This window comes from Kutzneria sp. NPDC052558 (assembly GCF_044547355.1).
In the GTDB taxonomy this organism is placed as follows: Bacteria; Actinomycetota; Actinomycetes; order Mycobacteriales; family Pseudonocardiaceae; genus Kutzneria.
This window is the reverse complement of the sequence record NZ_JBIUAG010000019.1, coordinates 131,734-150,225: the sequence shown is the minus strand read 5'-3', so window position 1 is coordinate 150,225 and position 18,492 is coordinate 131,734. Positions and strand designations below refer to the sequence as shown.

Annotated in this window: 15 protein-coding genes; 5 read left to right on the top strand and 10 right to left on the bottom strand. The window is 70.9% G+C overall.

What is annotated here, in order from left to right; translation table 11 throughout:
* The first annotated feature begins 28 nt into the window (after positions 1 to 28).
* Positions 29 to 1,018, top strand: a complete 990-nt coding sequence (locus ACIG5F_RS30545; protein ID WP_396523358.1) for an undecaprenyl-diphosphate phosphatase — start codon at positions 29 to 31, stop codon at positions 1,016 to 1,018.
* A 77-nt stretch (positions 1,019 to 1,095) separates the two neighbouring features.
* On the opposite strand, the gene tesB is transcribed toward ACIG5F_RS30545, so the two are convergent.
* The 3 genes from tesB to ACIG5F_RS30530 form a co-directional block, all read right to left on the bottom strand.
* Positions 1,096 to 2,043 (bottom strand): acyl-CoA thioesterase II, encoded by a 948-nt coding sequence (gene tesB, locus ACIG5F_RS30540; RefSeq protein ID WP_396523357.1) that lies wholly within the window; start codon positions 2,041 to 2,043, stop codon positions 1,096 to 1,098.
* A 9-nt stretch (positions 2,044 to 2,052) separates the two neighbouring features.
* On the bottom strand, positions 2,053 to 3,477 hold the full coding sequence (gene pyk / locus ACIG5F_RS30535; RefSeq protein ID WP_396523356.1) for a pyruvate kinase: 1,425 nt from the start codon (positions 3,475 to 3,477) through the stop codon (positions 2,053 to 2,055).
* A 119-nt stretch (positions 3,478 to 3,596) separates the two neighbouring features.
* On the bottom strand, positions 3,597 to 4,196 hold the full coding sequence (locus tag ACIG5F_RS30530; RefSeq protein WP_396523355.1) for a hypothetical protein: 600 nt from the start codon (positions 4,194 to 4,196) through the stop codon (positions 3,597 to 3,599).
* A gap of 155 nt (positions 4,197 to 4,351) precedes the next feature.
* Here ACIG5F_RS30530 and ACIG5F_RS30525 point away from each other — a divergent pair, with 155 nt between their 5' ends.
* Entirely contained in the window at positions 4,352 to 5,128 is a 777-nt protein-coding gene (locus tag ACIG5F_RS30525; RefSeq protein WP_396523354.1) for an alpha/beta fold hydrolase, read from the top strand.
* Between the two features lie 9 nt (positions 5,129 to 5,137).
* On the opposite strand, the gene ACIG5F_RS30520 is transcribed toward ACIG5F_RS30525, so the two are convergent.
* Together ACIG5F_RS30520 and ACIG5F_RS30515 are read right to left on the bottom strand one after the other, a co-directional pair.
* Positions 5,138 to 5,800 carry a DUF2461 domain-containing protein gene (locus tag ACIG5F_RS30520; RefSeq protein ID WP_396523353.1) on the bottom strand — a complete coding sequence of 221 codons (663 nt, stop codon included), beginning with the start codon at positions 5,798 to 5,800 and terminating at the stop codon, positions 5,138 to 5,140.
* A 70-nt stretch (positions 5,801 to 5,870) separates the two neighbouring features.
* Positions 5,871 to 7,067: a Fic family protein gene (locus tag ACIG5F_RS30515; RefSeq protein ID WP_396523352.1), complete on the bottom strand. Its 1,197-nt coding sequence runs from the start codon at positions 7,065 to 7,067 to the stop codon at positions 5,871 to 5,873.
* 177 nt (positions 7,068 to 7,244) lie between these two features.
* On the opposite strand from ACIG5F_RS30515, the gene ACIG5F_RS30510 reads away from it, so the two are divergent.
* The gene (locus tag ACIG5F_RS30510) at positions 7,245 to 8,138 is read left to right on the top strand and encodes a TIGR03619 family F420-dependent LLM class oxidoreductase (protein ID WP_396523351.1); all 894 of its coding nucleotides are present in this window, start codon (positions 7,245 to 7,247) and stop codon (positions 8,136 to 8,138) included.
* Here the strand turns inward: ACIG5F_RS30510 and ACIG5F_RS30505 are convergent.
* Positions 8,131 to 8,895, bottom strand: coding sequence for a hypothetical protein (locus ACIG5F_RS30505; protein ID WP_396523350.1), 765 nt, complete (start codon positions 8,893 to 8,895; stop codon positions 8,131 to 8,133). The genes ACIG5F_RS30510 and ACIG5F_RS30505 overlap by 8 nt on opposite strands.
* Positions 8,896 to 9,077: 182 nt before the next feature.
* Between ACIG5F_RS30505 and ACIG5F_RS30500 the strand changes: the two genes are divergently transcribed.
* Positions 9,078 to 10,109 (top strand): DUF6923 family protein, encoded by a 1,032-nt coding sequence (locus tag ACIG5F_RS30500; RefSeq protein ID WP_396523349.1) that lies wholly within the window; start codon positions 9,078 to 9,080, stop codon positions 10,107 to 10,109.
* A 113-nt stretch (positions 10,110 to 10,222) separates the two neighbouring features.
* Here the strand turns inward: ACIG5F_RS30500 and ACIG5F_RS30495 are convergent, their stop codons facing one another.
* The 4 genes from ACIG5F_RS30495 to gltB form a co-directional block, all read right to left on the bottom strand.
* On the bottom strand, positions 10,223 to 10,666 hold the full coding sequence (locus ACIG5F_RS30495; protein WP_396523348.1) for a hypothetical protein: 444 nt from the start codon (positions 10,664 to 10,666) through the stop codon (positions 10,223 to 10,225).
* Between the two features lie 2 nt (positions 10,667 to 10,668).
* Positions 10,669 to 11,163 carry a MarR family winged helix-turn-helix transcriptional regulator gene (locus ACIG5F_RS30490; protein WP_396523347.1) on the bottom strand — a complete coding sequence of 165 codons (495 nt, stop codon included), beginning with the start codon at positions 11,161 to 11,163 and terminating at the stop codon, positions 10,669 to 10,671.
* 64 nt (positions 11,164 to 11,227) lie between these two features.
* The gene (locus ACIG5F_RS30485) at positions 11,228 to 12,733 is read right to left on the bottom strand and encodes a glutamate synthase subunit beta (RefSeq protein WP_396523346.1); all 1,506 of its coding nucleotides are present in this window, start codon (positions 12,731 to 12,733) and stop codon (positions 11,228 to 11,230) included.
* Positions 12,726 to 17,285 (bottom strand): glutamate synthase large subunit, encoded by a 4,560-nt coding sequence (gene gltB / locus ACIG5F_RS30480; RefSeq protein ID WP_396523345.1) that lies wholly within the window; start codon positions 17,283 to 17,285, stop codon positions 12,726 to 12,728. Before gltB ends, ACIG5F_RS30485 begins: the two co-directional genes overlap by 8 nt.
* Before the next feature lie 288 nt (positions 17,286 to 17,573).
* Here gltB and ACIG5F_RS30475 point away from each other — a divergent pair, with 288 nt between their 5' ends.
* The gene (locus ACIG5F_RS30475; protein WP_396523344.1) at positions 17,574 to 18,488 is read left to right on the top strand and encodes an ABC transporter substrate-binding protein; all 915 of its coding nucleotides are present in this window, start codon (positions 17,574 to 17,576) and stop codon (positions 18,486 to 18,488) included.
* The last annotated feature ends 4 nt before the right edge of the window (positions 18,489 to 18,492 follow it).

The following is an 18,492-nucleotide window of genomic DNA, read 5'->3' as shown; positions in this document are numbered from 1 at the left end:
CCCCGCTGTCACCCCCGGAAGGCATTTGATGTCGGACCTGAGCTACGTCGAGGCCATCGCCGTCGGGCTGCTCCAGGGGGTGAGCGAGCTCTTCCCGGTCTCCAGCCTGGGACACAGCGTGCTGCTACCGGCGCTGGCCGGCGGGCAGTGGGCCAAGGACCTGAGCCTGAGCGGCGACGAGACGCCGTACCTGGCGGTGCTGGTGGCCATGCACGTGGCCACCGCCATCGCGCTGCTGATCTTCTACTGGCGGGATTGGGTGCGCATCGTCCGCGGCCTGTGGACGTCCATCGTCACACGGAAGATCGAGAACTCCGAGCAGCGGCTGGGCTGGCTGCTGGTGGTCGGCACCATCCCCGTCGGCATCGCCGGCATCGCGCTGGACCACCTGGTCCGCAGCGTGCTCGGCAAACCCGTGCCGACCGCGATCTTCCTGGCGTTGAACGGCCTCGTGCTGCTGGCCGTCGAGCGGTTGCAGCACCGTCGCCGCGTGGCCGAGGACATCCCGGGTTCGCCGGACCAGACAATGGTCATTCCCAACGCCGCGTTCTCCTCCGGCGACACCGCGCCGCTGCACGCCATCACCGCCGAGCCGCTGTCCGCCGACGAGGCGTCCGAGCGACGGCTGTCCAAGCTCAGCTGGAAGGAAGCCGTGCTGGTCGGCGGCGCCCAGGCGCTGGCCCTGCTGCCCGGCATCAGCCGCTCCGGCATCACCATCGTGGCCGGCCTGACCCGCGGCCTCAAGCACACCGACGCCGCCCGGTTCGCCTTCCTGCTGGCCACCCCGGTCATCCTCGGCGCAGGCGTGTACAAGATGCCCGAGCTGTTCAAGCCGGCCGTCGCCGGCTCGCTCGGCCCGGCCCTGGTCGGCAGCCTCGTCGCCGGCGTCGCCGCCTATGTCGCGGCCCGCTTCCTGGCCTCCTACTTCGAGACCAAGACCCTCAAGCCGTTCGCCCTGTACTGCATGATCGCCGGCCTCGGCTCCCTCGCCTACTTCCTCCTCGCCGGCATCAACTGACCCCCGCTCAGCGACATACCGAACTGATGAAACGGTTTCATCAGTTCGGTATGGCTGTGGGCGGGACTCGCCGGGTTTCAGGGCAGGACTCGGAGGAGGCCTTCCTGGACGACGGTGGCGACCAGGAGGCCGTCGCGGGTGAAGAAGCGGCCGGTGGCCAGGCCACGGGCGTTGGATGCGCTGGGCGACTCGCAGTCGTACAGGAACCACTCGTCGGCCCGGAACGGGCGGTGGAACCACATCGCGTGGTCCAGGCTGGCGCCGAGCACCTTGTCGGTGCCCCAGTAGACGCCGTGCCGGGACAGGACGGAGTCCAGCAGCGTCATGTCCGAGGCGTAGGCCAGCACGCACACGTGCAGCAGGTCGTCGTCCGGCAGCTTGCCGTCGGCCCGCATCCACACCTGGTTGCGGGCCTCGTGCGGGCCGCTCTCACGGGTGATCCACGGCGGCTCGGAGACGTAGCGCAGGTCGATCGGCCGCTGCCGGTCCCGGCCCAGCTTCTCCCGGTCCGGGCCGAGCTGGGCCAGCCGCTCGCCGAAGGTGGGCAGCGTCTCCGGGTCCGGCACCACCGGCATCGGCTCCGCGTGCTCCATGCCCGGCTCGACCAGCTGGAACGAGGCCGACAGCGAGAAGATCGCCTTGCCGTGCTGCACCCCGACCACCCGGCGGGTGGTGAACGAGCGACCGTCGCGGATGCGGTCCACCTCGTAGACGATCGGGATGCGCGGGTCGCCGGGCCGGATGAAGTAGGCGTGCAGCGAGTGCACCTTGCGGTCGCTCGGCACCGTGCGACCGGCCGCCACCAGCGCCTGGCCGGCGACCTGGCCGCCGAACACGCGGACCGGGGAGTCGGCCGGGCTGACGCCGCGGAAGATGTTCTCCTCGATGCGCTCCAGGTCCAGCAGCGCGACCAGGCGGTCGAGCACCGGCTGCCCGTGCGGCACCCCGTCGAGCGTCAACGGCACCGACCCCGGAGCTTGGGTCGCTCCGGGGTCGGCCGCCGCGGCGCGAGCCGCTTCAGTCAATGGTCACTCCTAGGCGTGATCGTCCTCCCCCAGCCGGTGCACCCGGATGAGGTTGGTCGACCCTACGGTGCCGGGCGGCGAGCCGGCCACGATGACCACGAGGTCACCCGGCTGGTAGCGGCCGATCGACAGCATCGAGATGTCGACCTGGCGAACCATCTGGTCGGTGGAGTCCACCTTAGGCACCAGGAAGGTCTCCGTGCCCCAGGTGAGAGCAAGCTGACTGAGCACGTCCGGCTCGGGCGTGAAGGCCAGCAGCGGGAGGTGGGTGTGCAGCCGGGCCAGGCGGCGCACCGTGTCACCGGACTGGGTGAAGGCGACCAAGGCCTTGGCGTTGAGGCGCTCGCCGATGTCGCGGGCCGCGTAGGAGATGACGCCCCGCTTGGTGCGCGGCACGTGGGTCAGCGGCGGCACCACGGTGGACTCGCTCTCCACCGCCACGATGATCTTCGCCATCGTCTCCACGGACTCGATGGCGTAGCGGCCCACGCTGGTCTCGCCGGACAGCATCAGCGCGTCCGCGCCGTCCAGCACCGCGTTGGCCACGTCGGAGGCCTCGGCCCGGGTCGGCCGGGAGTTGGTGATCATCGAGTCCAGCATCTGGGTGGCCACGATGACCGGCTTGGCGTTCTCCCGGGAGATCTGGATGGCGCGCTTCTGGACCAGCGGCACCTGCTCCAGCGGCAGCTCCACGCCCAGGTCGCCGCGGGCCACCATGACGCCGTCGAAGGCCAGCACGATGGCCTCGAGGTTGTCGACGGCCTCCGGCTTCTCGATCTTGGCGATCACCGGCAGCCGGCCCTTGCCCACCCGGTCCATCACCTGGTGCACCAGGTCGATGTCGGCCGGGGAGCGGACGAAGGACAGGGCGATGAAGTCCACGCCCAGGCTGAGGGCGAACTCCAGGTCCTCGATGTCCTTCTCGGACATGGCCGGCACGGACACGTCCATGCCGGGCAGCGACAGGCCCTTGTTGTTGCTGACCGGGCCGCCCTCGGTGACCTCGCAGACCACGTCCTGGCCCTCGACGGCGGTGACCACCAGGCCCACCTTGCCGTCGTCGACCAGGAGGCGGTCTCCGACCTTGGCGTCCTTGGCCAGGTTCTTGTACGTGGTGGACACCCGGTCATGGGTGCCGGCGACGTCGTCGACGGTGACCCGCACGACGTCGCCCGTCCGCCACTCCACAGGGCCGCCCGCGAACGTGCCCAGGCGGATCTTGGGGCCCTGCAGGTCAGCCAGGATGCCGACCGCGCGGCCCGACTCGGCGGCGGTGGTCCGCACCAGGTCGTACACCTGCTTGTGGTCGGCGTGGCTGCCGTGGCTGAAGTTCATCCGGGCCACGTCCATGCCCGCCGCGACCAGGTCGCGCATCTTCTCCGGGGTGGACGTCGCTGGCCCGAGGGTACAGACGATCTTCGCTCGTCGGCTCACGTTCCAGCAGCTTAGACCGTCCTACTGGACCGATCCCGAACTACCCGGCGGTAATGTTGGGCAACTCCCTAGAAACGGCCCCGCAACCCACATTTCTTCAGCGCACGGTCACGCCTTCATCACTCCTCGTTCACCAAAGCCGCCGTCTCGTCCTGCGCGGCGACAGTCGCCGGGGCCGGCTGGGCGGCGCCGGCGCGCTCGGCGGCGAGCTCCTCCAGGCCGTAGCGGGCGACGATCTCGGGGTCGGACAGGTCGATCAGGCGCAGGTCCTCGGCGGCCAGGCGCGCGTTCACCTGGTCGAGATGGTCCCGGATGATCTGCTTCTCGGTGTCGTTGACCTTGCCGCGGTGCGGCTTGCCGGCGTGCTCCAGGCTGCCGTAGTTGATCTTGGGCTCGCCGGTGGCCTTGGCCCGGGCCGGCTTGGCGTAGGACTTCTTGGCCGCCTTGAGCACCACGTCCATCGGGTCGTCGGTGGCCAGCTTGTCGAACTCGGCCAGCGGCAGCACCACGGTGCGGGGCGGCTCGCCCGGGGTGTGCACCTCGAAGCTGACGACCTCGATGCCCTTGTCGTCGATGGCCGACAGCTCGGACGGCGCCGCCTCGATCTCCACCGGGCCGTCCAGCAGCGCCGGATGCTGGGTGACGACGATCTTCACCAGCTCGCCGTCCTCGACGATCTTGCCGCTCAGGTCGGAGAACAGCACAACCTTCTGGCCCATGGCCGGTATTTCCTCTCGTCGGGGCGGGCGTGGACTAGGGGCGGAGTCTGCCACAGACAGCCCGCCGACCCGGTCCCACGACACGCCGGCTTAGAACGGGTGTTCGAGTCTAGCGTGGATCCACGTTGTCGCATTCCGGGCCGGAGGTTCGACGTATGGGCATGCAGACACTCACCTCCAAGGACGGCGCCTCGATCGCGTACGAGCGGAGCGGGCGGGGCCCGGCGCTCGTGCTCGTCGGCGGCGCCTTCATGACCCGACGGTCCTTCACGCCCCTGGCCGAGGCCCTCGCCCCCGAGTTCGAGGTCGTCGCCTACGACCGGCGCGGCCGGGGCGACAGCACCATCACCCCGCCCTACGCGGTGGAGCGGGAGCTGGAGGACCTCGCCGCCGTGCTCGACGCCGTCGGCGGCTCCTTCGTCTACGGCATGTCCTCCGGCGCCGCCCTGGCCCTGCTCGCCGCCGGCTCCGGCCTGCCCGTCGAGCGGGTCGCCGGCACCGAGCCCCCGTACCGGCTCCCCGAGCATCCGCAGATCCACGGCTCGTACGGGCCGACCCTCGCCCGCCTCACCGAGGCCGGCCGCTTCGACGAGGCCGTCGCCCACTTCATGGTCAACGGCGTCGGCCAGCCCCGGGAGGTCGTGGACCGGATGAAGGCGGACCCGTTCTGGCCGAACCTGGTCGCCCTGGCCCACACCCTCGGGCACGACAACGCGATCATGGCCGGCTACCGCCTGCCCGACCACCTCGCCCGCGTCACCGTCCCCGCGCTCGTCCTCAGCAGCACCGGCTCCGCCCCGTGGCTCCAGGAGTCCGCCGCCGCCACCGCGTCCGCGCTGCCCGACGGCCGGCACGTCCAGCGCGAGGGCGGCTTCCACGACCTTCCGCCCGAGACCCTCGCCGCCGAACTCACCGCGTTCTTCAAGGGCTGAGGTCCGCCGTCAGCGGGCCGGGCGTTCGCTGACGCCGACGTGGTCGGCGGCCCACTCGTTGAAGGGGCGGAGCTGGCGCCAGGCCTTGCGGACGCGGTCGAAGGAGCCGCGTTCGTGCAGGACGTCGTCGGGCTCCCAGGTGAAGGAGGCGTAGAGGGACTTGTGGCGCAGCAGGTCGATGCGGGGGTGGTCGAGCTCGTAGCCGCGGGGCTTGGTCTTGAGCTGCTCACCCCTGATCACGAAGCCGGCCTTGGCCAGCTTGGCGACGATCTTCACCAGCGCCTCGCCGCGGCGGGAGTCGTCGATGGCGGCCCGGAACCGGGCCAGTTGGTCGGCCTCCAGGTGGAAGCAGCCGCCGCCGACCATCAGGCCATCGGGACCGACCTGCACGTAGTAGGCCCCGCCGCCCCGCCCCTGCTCGATCACGCCCCCGCAGTGCGTCTTGTACGGCGTCTTCTCCTTGGAGAACCGCACATCCCGGTACGGCCGGAACACCTTGGGCTCCCCCAGCCCTCCGAACTCCGGCTCCAGCTCCGCCAGCAGCGCCTCCATCGGCGCCCGCACATCCCCCTGGTACAGGTGCTTGTTGCCGTCCCAGTACACCTTGGAGTTGTCGGCCTCCAGGCCGTCGAAGAAGTCGATGGCGTGCTCGCCGAAGCCCGTGAACGTCACGGGCAGACGATACGACCCACCCCCGACAAGCCGGAGTCGAGCGGGCGAGTCCACACCGGACAGCGGACGCCTAGCCCCGATCGTCGGGCGGGGTGGTGGCGCGGCCGGGGATGAAGGCGGCCATGAGGTGGATGGCCGGTGCGATGGTGCGGCGGTCGACGACGGCGAGGCCGAGGGACTGGAGGCGGTTGATGTCGCGGGTGACGGTCTTGTCGCTGCGGCCGGCGAACTGCTCGGCGAGTTCGGGGGTGAGGCGGCGGACGGCGTTGAGGGGGGTGGGGCCGTCGGGCAGGGAGAGCAGGAGGGTGCGCTGGCGGGCGGTGGCTTCGGTGTTGGGCAGGCAACGGAAGCGCTCGTGCACGAAGTTGATCCACGAGACCCGGAGCTGGTGGCGCTGCACGAGTTCGATCTGTTCCCGCAGCTGGTCGACGAAGCCCTGGGCGGCGTAGCCGAGGAAGCCGGTGACGTCGCCGTGGCGGGAGGCGTTGGACAGGCGGCGGTAGTACTCGGACCGGGTCCGGTTGTAGTGGTCGGACAACAGGTTCGCGGAAACCCACGGCACGAGGCCGCTGTTGGTCAGGATGGCGCACTCCAGCAGCCGGGCGGTCCGGCCGTTGCCGTCGCCGAAGGGATGGATCCACGCCAGGTACAGGTGGCTGAGCGTGGCGGCCAGGAACGCCCCGAAGAAGCGCACGGTCGCCGGCTGCTGGTCGTTGCCGTCGGTGAGGCGGGCGATCCAGTCCACGAGACGGTCCATCAGGTACGGCACGTCCCGCGGCGGAGCGCCCCGGTAGGTGCCGACGACGAGGCCGGTGGTGGTGAACTCGCCCGGCTGGACGTGGTCGTCGGTCTCCAGGTCGGCCAGCATCTGGCGGTTCTGCCGCTTGATCCAGTCGACGGTGATGGCGGTGCCGCCGTGCCGGCTGTTGTCGTCGACGGCCCGCAGCGCGGCGACGACGTTCTCCACCTCCTGCTGGAGGTAGCGCCGCGACGGCGGCAGGGTGCGGCCGCCGGAGATGATCTCGGCGACCTCCTGTTCGGACAGGGTGTTGCCCTCGATGGCGGTGGTGGCCATCGCTCCCTTGGCCAGGTAGACGGCCCCGAGCTCCTCGGCCACGGCGGGCGTGAGCGGGGTGCCGGTGAGGTGTTGGCACTGCGCGAAAGCCTCGCCCAAACGGGCCCAGAGCTGGTCTTTCACGTCGAAGTCGATGCGGTAGTCGAAGGTCAGCCATGGATGGCTGCCGAGGTACTCACGCTCCGCCGTCACCGGGCCACGGTAGATTTCACCCCCCTGGTTTGTCCACCGAGTTGTCCATAAGGGTGACCCGGGTTGTGGGCGAGAGGATCCGCCATGCCCGAAAGGGTGTGGGGCGCGGACAGATCGTGGACAGGGCGAAGACAGGCCGCAGACTGAGCATCACCAGGACGGACAAGGAGAAATCACATGCGGATCGGCTTCACCCTGCCCCAGTACGGCCCGGTGACGAACCGGCCGGCGGACATCACGAGGTTCGCGGCGCAGGCGGAGGAACTGGGCGCGGACGCGCTGTGGGTGGGCGACCGGCTGATGCGGCCGCTGGAGCCGACGGTCGGCTACGGCATGACCGGGCCGGGCCCGTTCCCGCCGGAGTTCGGCGCGGTGTTCGACCCGTTCACGGCGCTGACGCTGGCCGCGAGCGTGACCAACCGGGTCCGGCTGGGCACGAACGTGCTGAACGCGCCGTTCTACTCGCCGCTGCCGCTGGCCCGCACCCTCACCTCGATCGACCGGGCCTCGGGCGGCCGGTTGGTGGCGGGCTTCGGCATCGGCTGGTCGCCGGACGAGTTCGAGGCGGTGGGCGTGCCGTTCGCCGAGCGCGGCCGGCGGCTGGACGAGATCCTGGACGTGCTGGACAAGGCCTGGACGCACGAGGTGGTCGAGCACGACGGTCCACAGTGGAAGATCCCGCCGAGCGAGATCGGCCACCGGCCGGCCGAGCGTCCGCCGGTGCAGCTGGGCGGCTTCGCGCCGGCGGCGCTGGCCCGGATCGGCCGCCGCGCGGACGGCTGGCTGGCGGCGGGCATGCTGCCGGGCATGCTGAAGGCGGAGTACCTCAAGCCCCCGCTGGCGGCGATCCGCCAGGCCGCCGAGGACGCCGGCCGCGACCCGTCGTCGATCGAGGTGGTGCTGCGGGTCAACCCGGCGAAGGGCGTGGAGGCCAAGGAGATCGCCGAGGCGACGCTGGCGGTGCACGAGGAGATCGGTCTCGCGGAGGCGTTCGTGGAGCTGTGCTACATCGCCCCGGAGACCGATCACGCGCTCGAGGTGGCGGAGGAGCTGCTGGGCCTGCTCAGGTGAGCCTGGCCAGCGCCGAGTCGAAGGCGTCGGGGCCGACGTTGGCCCCGCCGTTGAACGGGTCCTGGAGCTGGTAGATGGCGAACAGCAGCAGCGTCATGGTCGCGGCCAGCACGCCGACGATGATGACGTGGGCGATCAGCTTGGGTCCGCCGAACAGGTAGGTGAAGATCATGGACAGGACGCTGCCGGCGATCATGGCGAACCAGGTCACCGCGTTGACCCCGCTGCCGTCGGCGGCGTCCAGCCGGTCCTGCCGGAACTGGTAGACCTGCCAGAGCTGGTTGGCCGCCTCGGTCTTGCGGTCCTTGAGCCAGTCGTCGCCGTTGTCGGCGGCCTGGTCGATGGCGTCGTGGATCTGCGACAGGTACTGCGCGCCGGGGCCGGTGACGGCGTCGCCGGCCTGCATCTGCGGCCACTCCTGGTCGCGCACGGTGGTGGCGTACTTGCGGGCCAGGTCGTGCACCTGCGCCCGGGTGGCCTCGGGGAACGAGTCGGCGGCCCAGGTGACCGCGACCAGGCTGTTGGCCTCCTGCTGGGCGTTGTCCTGGGCCGAGTTGACCGCGTCGAACAGCGAGATCAGCACGAACGCGACCAACACCGCCTGCAGGCCGCCGACAATCACGAAGACGTTGCCGGCCGACTCGTTGTTCGAAGACCTCCCATCACCGGAGGTAAGTCGGTGTATCAGCACGGTGAGCGCGCCGGCGACAATGGCCACGCCGAGCACCCAGACCAGCCCTTGCAGGTAGATGTCCATTCACTCTCCTATGTGCTGACAAGAGATTCAAGCACCGTTACCGTGGGGACCGTATCCGCCAACTCGCTGAAACAGGAAATCGGTGCCGCGTGATCAGGATTCTCCGCATGACGGGGGCTCTATTACCCGTTCTAGCGATAACGGCGCTCTTTTCTCCCCGATCGGACGCGGTAACACCCACCGTGTGTGAGGCGATCCTGGTCCGTACGGGTGAGCACGGCGGCGGAACCACTCTTTCGAGGGTCGACCTGCCGGGTGGGGCGGAGACGGTGCTCGCCGGCTCGGTCGGCGAGATGAACGCGCTCGGTTACGACCCGTCACAGGATCTGGTGTACGGCATCGGCCACCACGGTCATCTCCTGCGCATCACCCGATCGGGCGGAGTGACCGATCTCGGCTACCCGCACGGCGTGCCGCGTGACGACCTCATGCTGGCCACCGCCGGCGCGGTGGTGGGCGGCGCGCTGGTGGTCCGGCTGGACGACCGGCTGTTCACCATCGACATCACCCCGTCGAGCAAGACGTACCTCAGCGTGACACGGGTGGTGCGGATGCGGCCCGAGGCCGACGGCCTGGACGACTTCGCCGTCGACCCGGTCGACGGGCTGCTCTACGGGGTGAGCTCCATGCACGGCCCGCCGGTCGTGGTGAGCGTCGATCCGGGCAGCGGCGCCGTGCGCACCGTGGCCACGCCGGCCGGCCTGCCGCACGGCACCGGCTACGGGTCGGCGGTGATCGACTCGTCCCGCACGCTGTACGTCCTCGACAACAACGACGGTCACCGCAGCCGGCTGTTCGCCATCCCCCGGGGTGGCTCGGCGCGGGAACTGGCGTCCGCGGCGCCGGTCGGCACCTCGGACGCCGCGGGCTGCCTCGGCATGCCGAAACCGCCCCCGCCTCCCCCGCCACCACCACCGCCGCCCCCGACGACGACCACCACCACACCGCCGCCACCACCCCCGCCCGCGAGCCCGGCGCCGCCACCGCCGTCACCCTCGCCGGCTCCCGTTGTGGCGCCTCCGCCGCCGCCCCCGCAACGGCCGGTAGTCGTGCCGACGACCACCAAGCCCTGGTCGGCGCCGGCGGTCAAGCCGGTGGCCGCGTCGGATCACGAGGAACGCACGAAACAGCGCCGTTGGGCGCTGGCCACGGTGATCCTTCTGGTCGGCGGCGGGGCCGCGACCCACGCCGCCAGCCGGGCCAGAGGCCGCTAGCCCGTCCCGTCTTTTCCGGTGCGCCGCCCGGCGTACCGGAAAAGACGGACAACATTCGAGCTGAATTCACCCGATCGCCACGCGCCCGAAGTGAAGAATGCGCATCGATATGGTCACGGCCGCTTGGCGAAGAACGCTCGGGCCGATTGCGGGGCCAGCAGCAGGATGACCAGCAGGATCTGCGCGACGCCGATGACTGGGATGACCGCGTGAAACATCGGCGATGACGACCAAGACACCGCGCTGAACACCACCGACAGCAATTGCGAGATTATGGCAAGACGGCGGGTCCACGGCCGTCCGGTGGGCAATCTCCACAACAGCAGGGCGCACAGCGCCAGCAGCAGGATGTGGAACACCGCAGCGGAGACGACCGCGACATCGGCGGAGCGGGCGATCTCGGCGGGGCCGAACTCGGGATGCTGCGCGGCGATCTGGGACCGTAGGTCGCCCTGGTCGGCCCAGATCACCACCGGCACCACCAGGTGGCTGACGGCGACCAGACCCAGCAACGCCAGCGCCCAGCGCACGGGTCTCGGCGTGGTGATCGTCTCCATGGTCAGGTTCCCCCTTCGTCGGTCCGGCGGGCCCGGGTCCAGCGCGGGCCGGCGCCGGTGCGGGGCGCGGCAACGGCGTCGCCGCGCTGCGCCCAGGCCTGGTTGAGGCGGGTGATCAGGGCGACCGCGGTGGCCACGTCCTCGTCCGACCAGTCGGCAATGACCTCGGCGAACACGGTCGCCCCGGCCTGCACGGTGGTGTCGATCTCCGCCCGGCCTTGCTCGGTCTGGCGCACCAGGAACGTCCGCGAGTCGTGCGGATCGGGCTCCACCTCGATCTGCCCGGCCCGCTGCAACGCGGTCAGGTGCCGGCTCGTCGCCGACGCCGTCAGCCCCAGCTCGGCCGCGATCTCGCTCGGCCGCACCGGCTGCCGCGCCGCGATCGTGCCCAGCACCCGCATCCGGGTCAGGTCCAGCCGCTGCGAGATCCGCCGGTGCCCCTGGTCGATGAGGTCCATGACCGCCCGCGCCAGCTCCCGATCGTTTCGTTGCGCCACGAAACGAGTCTAGCGGACGCTGAAGCCCCCGCCCAGGTGTCGGCGGGGGCTTCAGAACAGAGAACTACACCACGGCCAGGGGCAGCAGGTTGGGCTGCACCGGCGAGGGAAGCTCCGAGGAGCCGGTGAGGAAGCGGTCGACGGCGTTGGCGACCGAGCGGCCCTCGGCGATGGCCCACACGACCAGGGACGCGCCGCGGTGGGCGTCGCCGCAGGCGAAGACGCCGGGGGCGGAGGTCTGCCAGGCGGAGTCGACGGAGAGGGTGCCGCGGCCGGACAGCGAGAGGCCGAGGCCGTCCAGCAGGGGCATCTGCTCGACGCCCTCGAAGCCGATGGCCAGCAGGACCAGGTCGGCGGGGATGATCTCGATCTCGTCGGAGACGGGCTCGACGACGCGGCGGCCGGAGGCGTCGCGGGTGACGCGGACCTGGCGCAGCTCGATGGAGCGGACGTTGCCGTCCCCGTCGCCGACAAAGCGTTGCACGGCAACGGAGAACTTCCGCGAACCGCCCTCGTCGTGGGCGGGGTAGTTGCGGATGAGCAGCGGCCAGGTCGGCCACGGGGACACCGAGAAGTCCTGAGTGGACGGAGGCTCCGGGTACTGATCCAGCTGCACGACCGAGGCGGCGCCCTGGCGGTGCGCGGTGCCGAGGCAGTCGGCGGCGGTGTCGCCGCCGCCGATGATCACGACGTGCTTGCCGGCGGCGTCCACGGTGGTCGGCCCGTCGCCCTCGACGGCCCGGTTGGCCGGCACCAGGTGCTCCATGGCCAGGTGCACGCCGGAAAGCGAGCGGCCCGGGATGTCGACGGCGTCCCGGCCCCGAAGGGCCCCGACGGCCAGCACCACGGCGTCGTAGCCGGCCCGCAGCTGCTCGATGGTCAGGTCGACGCCGACCTCGCAGCTGGTGACGAACCGGGTGCCCTCGGCCCGCAGCTGCGCGAGCCGCCGGTCCAGCACCTTCTTCTCCATCTTGAACTCGGGAATGCCGTAGCGCAGCAGCCCGCCGAGCCGGTCGTCCCGCTCGTACACGGTGACGTCGTGCCCGGCCCGGGTCAGCTGCTGGGCGGCGGCCAGCCCGGCCGGCCCGGAGCCGACCACGGCGACGCGCTTGCCCGAGGCCACGGCGGCCTGGCGCGGCGGCACGAGGCCGCTCTCCCACGACACGTCGGCGATGGTCTGCTCGACCCGCTTGATGGCGACGGCGCCGCCGGCCTCGGGCGTGCCGGACAGCACGCACGCGGCCTCGCACGGGGCCGGGCAGAGCCGCCCGGTGAACTCGGGGAAGTTGTTGGTGGCGTGCAGGCGGTCCCCGGCCTGCGTCCAGTCCCCGCGCCGCACCAGGTCGTTCCACTCGGGGATCAGGTTGCCCAGCGGGCAACCGGCGGTGCCAGAGTGGCAGAACGGGATGCCGCAGTCCATGCACCGGCTGGCCTGGGTGCGCACCTGCTGCTCCCGCTCGGCGGCGGGCTGGCCGGCGTAGACCTCGTGCCAGTCGTGCACCCGCTCGGCGGCCGGCCGCTTGGGCGCCTCGGCCCGGGTGAACTTGAGAAAGCCGGTCGGGTCAGCCACGGGACGCCTCCATGATCGCCTCGTCGACGTCGCGGCCCTGGGCGCGGGCCAGTCGCATCGCCTCCAACACACGCTGGTAGTCGCTCGGCATCACCTTGGTGAAGCCGGCGGAGCGGCGCGGCCAGTCGCCCAGCAGCGACGCGGCCACCGCGGAGCCGGTGAGCTTGTGGTGGCGCTCCACGGTTTCCCGCAGCCACCGCAGGTCGTCGGCGTCGGGTCGCATCAGCTCGACCATGTCGGTGTTGACCAGCATCGGGTCCAGTTCGAGCACGTAGGCGATGCCGCCGGACATGCCGGCCGCCAGGTTGCGCCCGGTCGGCCCGAGCACCACGGCCCGCCCGCCGGTCATGTACTCGAAGGCGTGGTCGCCGACGCCCTCGGACACCGCGACCATGCCGGAGTTGCGCACGCAGAACCGCTCGCCGACCCGGCCGCGCAGGAAGATCTCGCCGCCGGTCGCGCCGTAGCCGATCACGTTGCCGGCGATGACCTGCTGCTCGGCGGCGAACGGGGCGTCCTCGTGCGGGCGCACCACGATCCGCCCGCCGGACAAGCCCTTGCCGACGTAGTCGTTGGCGTCGCCGACCAGTTCCAGCGTCACGCCCTTGGGCACGAACGCGCCCAGGGACTGCCCGGCCGAACCGGACAGCGTGACGTGGATGGTGTCCTCGGGCAGGCCGTCGCCGCCGTAGCGGCGGGTCACCTCGGAGCCGAGCAGGGTGCCAACGGTGCGGTTGACGTTGCGCACCGGCAGTTCCAGCCGCACCGGGTGGGCGTCCTCCAGCGCGGCCTCGGCCAGCTGGATCAGCGTCCGGTCCAGGGCGTGCTCCAGGCCGTGGTCCTGGCCGCGCAGCCGCCGCCGGGCCGAGCCGTAGTTGGTCGCGGTCGGCACCTCGAACACCGGCGACAGGTCGAGGCCCTTGGCCTTCCAGTGCTCGACGGCCTCGTCGGTGTCCAGCAGCTCGGCGCGGCCGATGGCCTCGTCGAGGGTGTGGAAACCAAGCTCCGCAAGCAGTTCCCGGACTTCCTCGGCCACGAACTGGAAGTACTGCTCGACGAACTCCGGCTTGCCGGTGTAACGCTTGCGCAGCACGGGATTCTGGGTCGCGACGCCGACCGGGCAGGTGTCCAGGTGGCAGACGCGCATCATCACGCAGCCGGCGACGACCAGCGGCGCGGTGGCGAAGCCGTACTCCTCCGCGCCCAGCAGCGCGGCGATCACGACGTCCCGGCCGGTCTTCATGGCCCCGTCCACCTGCACGGTGATCCGGTCCCGCAACCCGTTGAGCATCAACGTCTGCTGGGTCTCGGCCAGGCCGATCTCCCACGGCGTTCCGGCGTGCTTCAACGAGTTCAGCGGCGAGGCGCCGGTGCCGCCGTCGTGCCCGGAGATCAGCACCACGTCGGCGTGGGCCTTGGCCACGCCGGTCGCGACCGTGCCGACGCCGAGCTCGGAGACCAGCTTCACGTGGATGCGGGCCTGCTCGTTGGCGTTCTTGAGGTCGTGGATCAGCTGGGCCAGGTCCTCGATGGAGTAGATGTCGTGGTGCGGCGGCGGGGAGATCAGGCCCACGCCCGGCGTGGAGTGCCGGGTGCGCGCGATCCACGGGTACACCTTGTGCGCGGGCAGCTGGCCGCCCTCGCCGGGCTTCGCGCCCTGGGCCATCTTGATCTGGATGTCGTCGGCGTGCACGAGGTACTCGCTGGTCACGCCGAACCGTCCACTCGCGACCTGCTTGATGGCCGACCGGCGCTCGGGGTCGTAGAGGCGCTCGGGGTCCTCGCCGCCCTCGCCGGTGTTGGACCGGCCGCCGAGCCGGTTCATGGCGATGGCCAGGGTTTCGTGGGCCTCGGACGAGATCGAGCCGTACGACATGGCGCCGGTGTTGAAGCGCTTGAGGATCGACTCGACCGGCTCGACCTCCGCCAGCGGCACCGGGGTGCGGTCGGAGCTGAACTTGAACAGGCCGCGCAGCCCGCCGCCCTCCCGGACCAGCCGCTCGACCTCGTCGGCGTACTGCTTGTACACCTCGGTGCGACGGGTTTTTGTGGCGTGCTGCAACAGGAACACGGTCTCGGGGGTGAACAGGTGCAGCTCGCCCTCGCGGCGGTAGGCGTACTCGCCGCCGACCTCCAGCCGCCGGTGCGAGCGGTCGGTCGGGTTGTCCGGGTAGGCGCGGTGGTGCCGGACGGCGACCTCGGCCGCCAGCTCGTCCAGCCCGACGCCGCCGAGCTTGGAGTGGGTGCCGGTGAAGTACTCGTCCAGCAGCGGGTCGGCGATGCCGACGGCCTCGAAGACCTGGGCCGCGGTGTACGCGCCGACGGTGGAGATGCCCATCTTGGACATGATCTTCAGCACGCCCTTGACCAGCGCCGAGACGTAGCGGCGCACGGCCACCCGCGGCTCGATGTTGCCGCCAAGCGCGTTCTGGCTGATCAGGTCCTCGATGGTCTCGAAGGCCAGGTACGGGTTGACCGCCGCCGCGCCGTAGCCCAGCAGCAGCGCCACGTGGTGCACCTCGCGGCAGTCGCCGGTCTCCACCACCAGGGCGACGCGCAGCCGCTCCTTGGTGCGGACGAGGTGGTGGTGCACGGCCGACACCAGCAGCAGCGACGGGATCGGGGCCATCCGGTGGTCGGAGTCCCGGTCCGACAGCACCAGCGTGCGGGCGCCGGCGGCGATCGCCTCGGAGGCCTGGCGGCGCACCCGCTCGATGGCGTCGGCCAGCGCCCGGCCGCCACCGTCCACTTCGTACAGTCCGGAAAGGACGGTGCAGGCGAAGCCGGGCAGGTTGCCGTCGTCGTTGACGTGGATCAGCTTGGCCAGCTCGTCGTTGTCGATGACCGGGTAGGACAGGCCGATGTGCCGACAGGAGGCCGGCCCCGGGTCGAGCAGGTTCTGCTCCGGGCCCATCACCCGGGACACCGAGGTGACGATCTCCTCGCGGATGGCGTCCAGCGGCGGGTTGGTCACCTGGGCGAAGTTCTGCACGAAGTAGTCGTAGAGCAGCCGGGACCGCTTGGACAGCGCGGCGATCGGGGTGTCCGAGCCCATCGAGCCGATCGGCTCGGCCCCGTTCTCGGCCATCGGCGCGAGCAGGATGCGCAGCTCCTCCTCGGTGTAGCCGAAGGTGAGCTGGCGGCGCACCACGGACTCGTGGCTCTGCACCACGTGCTCGCGGTCGGGCAGGTCGGCCAGCTCCAGCAGGCCGGCGTGCAGCCACTCGTCGTAGGGCTGCTTCTCCGACAGCCGGGCCTTCACCTCGTCGTCGTCGACGATGCGGCCGGCCTCGGTGTCCACCAGGAACATGCGGCCGGGCTGGAGGCGGCCCTTGGCCACCACGCGGTGCGGCGGCAGGTCGAGCACGCCGGCCTCGCTGGCCAGCACCACCCGGTCGTCGTCGGTGACCCAGTACCGGGCCGGGCGCAGGCCGTTGCGGTCCAGCACCGCGCCGACCAGCGTGCCGTCGGTGAAGGTGACGCAGGCCGGGCCGTCCCACGGCTCCATCAGGCTGGCGTGGAACTGGTAGAAGGCGCGGCGCTTGGGGTCCATGGTGGCGTGGTTCTCCCACGCCTCCGGGATCATCATCAGCACCGCGTGCGGCAGCGAGCGGCCGCCCAGGTGCAGCAGCTCCAGGACCTCGTCCAGGGAGGCCGAGTCCGAGCCCTCGCCGTCGATGATCGGGAACAGCCGGGCCAGGTCGCCCGGGATGAGGTCGCTGGCCAGCAGGGATTCCCGGGCCCGCATGCGGTTGCGGTTGCCGCGGATGGTGTTGATCTCCCCGTTGTGCGCGACGTAGCGGAACGGGTGGGCCAGCGGCCATGACGGGAAGGTGTTGGTGGAGAACCGGCTGTGCACCAGGGCGATGGCACTGGTGAGCCGCTCGTCGACCAGGTCGGGGAAGAACGCCGGCAGCTGGCCGGTGGTCAGCATGCCCTTGTACACCAGGGTGCGCGCGGACAGCGACGGGAAGTACGAGCCCACGCCCGCGGCAACGGTCTCCCGCTCGGAGCGCTTGCGCAGGCAGAAGGTCAGCCGGTCCAGGTCCACATCGGACGGACGCGCGCCGTCGGCCCCGGCCAGTCCGGCCACCGCCAGCATGGCGAAGTGCGGCATCACCGAGCGCGCGGTCGGGCCCACGTCGGCGGCGTCCGGGTCGACCGGCACGTCCCGCCAGCCCAGCACCTCCAGGCTCTCCTGGCCGGCGATGCGCTCGATGAGCTCGACGGCCTTGGCCCGCTCCTCGGGATCAGCCGGCAGGAACGCGATGCCGGCGGCGTACTCGCCGGCCTTGGGCAGCGCGATCCCGAACACCTCGCGCAGCAGCGCGTCCGGCACCTGAAGCAGGATGCCGGCGCCGTCGCCACTGGTCGGCTCGGCCCCCGCGGCCCCGCGGTGCTCGAGATTGGCCAGCGCGGTCAGGGCATCCACCACGATGCCGTGCGACCGCCGCCCCTTGATGTCGGCCACCATGGCCACACCGCAGGCGTCCCGTTCCGCGCTCGGGTCGTACAGGCCCTGCGGGCCGGGAAGGGCGGAGAAGATCGTCACGACTCGAGACCTCCCTCGTCGTCCTTTTGCTTGCGCATCTCGGGACGACGGTGGCCCGTGGTTGACAAAACCTTAACAGTCACGAAACGTCGAGGCACCATCAAACGGGTGATCTCGAAGCGCTCTCCGTAACGATCTGGGCTACCCGGACGACATTGCCGCGGACATCAACCAGAAACTTCGGTTCGCGAAGCATAGCCGACACACGGCCGACATGCGCGCCTCGTGACCATGCCGTATCGGCGGTGATTCCAATCACAGCCGGTGCCCGCTTGATAGCGTCCGGTCGTGAACCGCACAATGCCCGCCCTCGTGGTGGCGGCCGCGCTCGCCCTGACCGGCTGCGCGACCCACAGCGAGCCTCCGACCAGCGCCAACGCCGCGAACTCGGCCTTCCCGGTGACGGTGACCCCGGCCGGCGGCCAGGCCGTGACGATCCCCGCCAAGCCGACCCGGGTCGTCTCGCTCAGCCCCACGACCACCGAGGACCTGTTCGCCATCGGCGCCGGACCGCAGGTCACGGCGGTGGACACCTACTCCGACTACCCGGCCTCCGCGCCGCGCAGCGACCTCGACTCGACCAAGCCCAACGTCGAGGCCATCGCCGCGCACAAGCCCGACCTGGTGGCGGTCTCGGCCGACAGCAACGGCGTGGTCGCGGGCCTGACCAAGCTCAAGATCCCGGTGCTCGTGCTGCCGGCGGCCACCGCCGTTGACGGCGTCTACGACCAGATCTCCTTGCTGGGCAAGGCGACCGGGCACACCGCCGAGGCGGACAAGCTGGTCGGCGACATGAAGTCGCAGATCACCGACGTCGTGTCTAAGGCGCCGAAGAAGTCGCTGAGCTACTTCCACGAGCTGTCCTCCGACGGCTACACCGTGACGTCCAAGACCTTCATCGGCCAGGTCTACGGCCTGTTCGGGCTGCGCGACGTGGCCGACTCGGCCGGCGGGGCGGGCGACTACCCGCAGCTGTCGGCGGAGAAGGTGATCGCCGCCGACCCGGACCTGATCTTCCTGGCCGACACCACCTGCTGCCAGCAGAGCCCCGCCACCGTCGCCGCGCGCCCGGGCTGGTCGACGCTGAAGGCCGTGCGCGACGGCAACGTCGTCGCGCTGGACGACAGCGTCGCCTCCCGGTGGGGGCCGCGCGTGGTCGACCTGGTCAAGGCCGTCGCCGCGGCCGTGCAGAAGGCTTCCTGAGCCC

What these genes read in the sequence shown, in the direction of transcription:
- ACIG5F_RS30545 (WP_396523358.1), top strand. Translation starts at nt 29, where the DNA reads ATGTCGGACCTGAGCTACGTCGAGGCCATCGCCGTCGGGCTGCTCCAG.
- ACIG5F_RS30525 (WP_396523354.1), top strand. Translation starts at nt 4,352, where the DNA reads ATGGGCATGCAGACACTCACCTCCAAGGACGGCGCCTCGATCGCGTAC.
- ACIG5F_RS30495 (WP_396523348.1), bottom strand. Translation starts at nt 10,666, where the DNA reads ATGGAGACGATCACCACGCCGAGACCCGTGCGCTGGGCGCTGGCGTTG.
- ACIG5F_RS30530 (WP_396523355.1), bottom strand. Translation starts at nt 4,196, where the DNA reads ATGGGCCAGAAGGTTGTGCTGTTCTCCGACCTGAGCGGCAAGATCGTC.
- ACIG5F_RS30510 (WP_396523351.1), top strand. Translation starts at nt 7,245, where the DNA reads ATGCGGATCGGCTTCACCCTGCCCCAGTACGGCCCGGTGACGAACCGG.
- ACIG5F_RS30505 (WP_396523350.1), bottom strand. Translation starts at nt 8,895, where the DNA reads ATGGACATCTACCTGCAAGGGCTGGTCTGGGTGCTCGGCGTGGCCATT.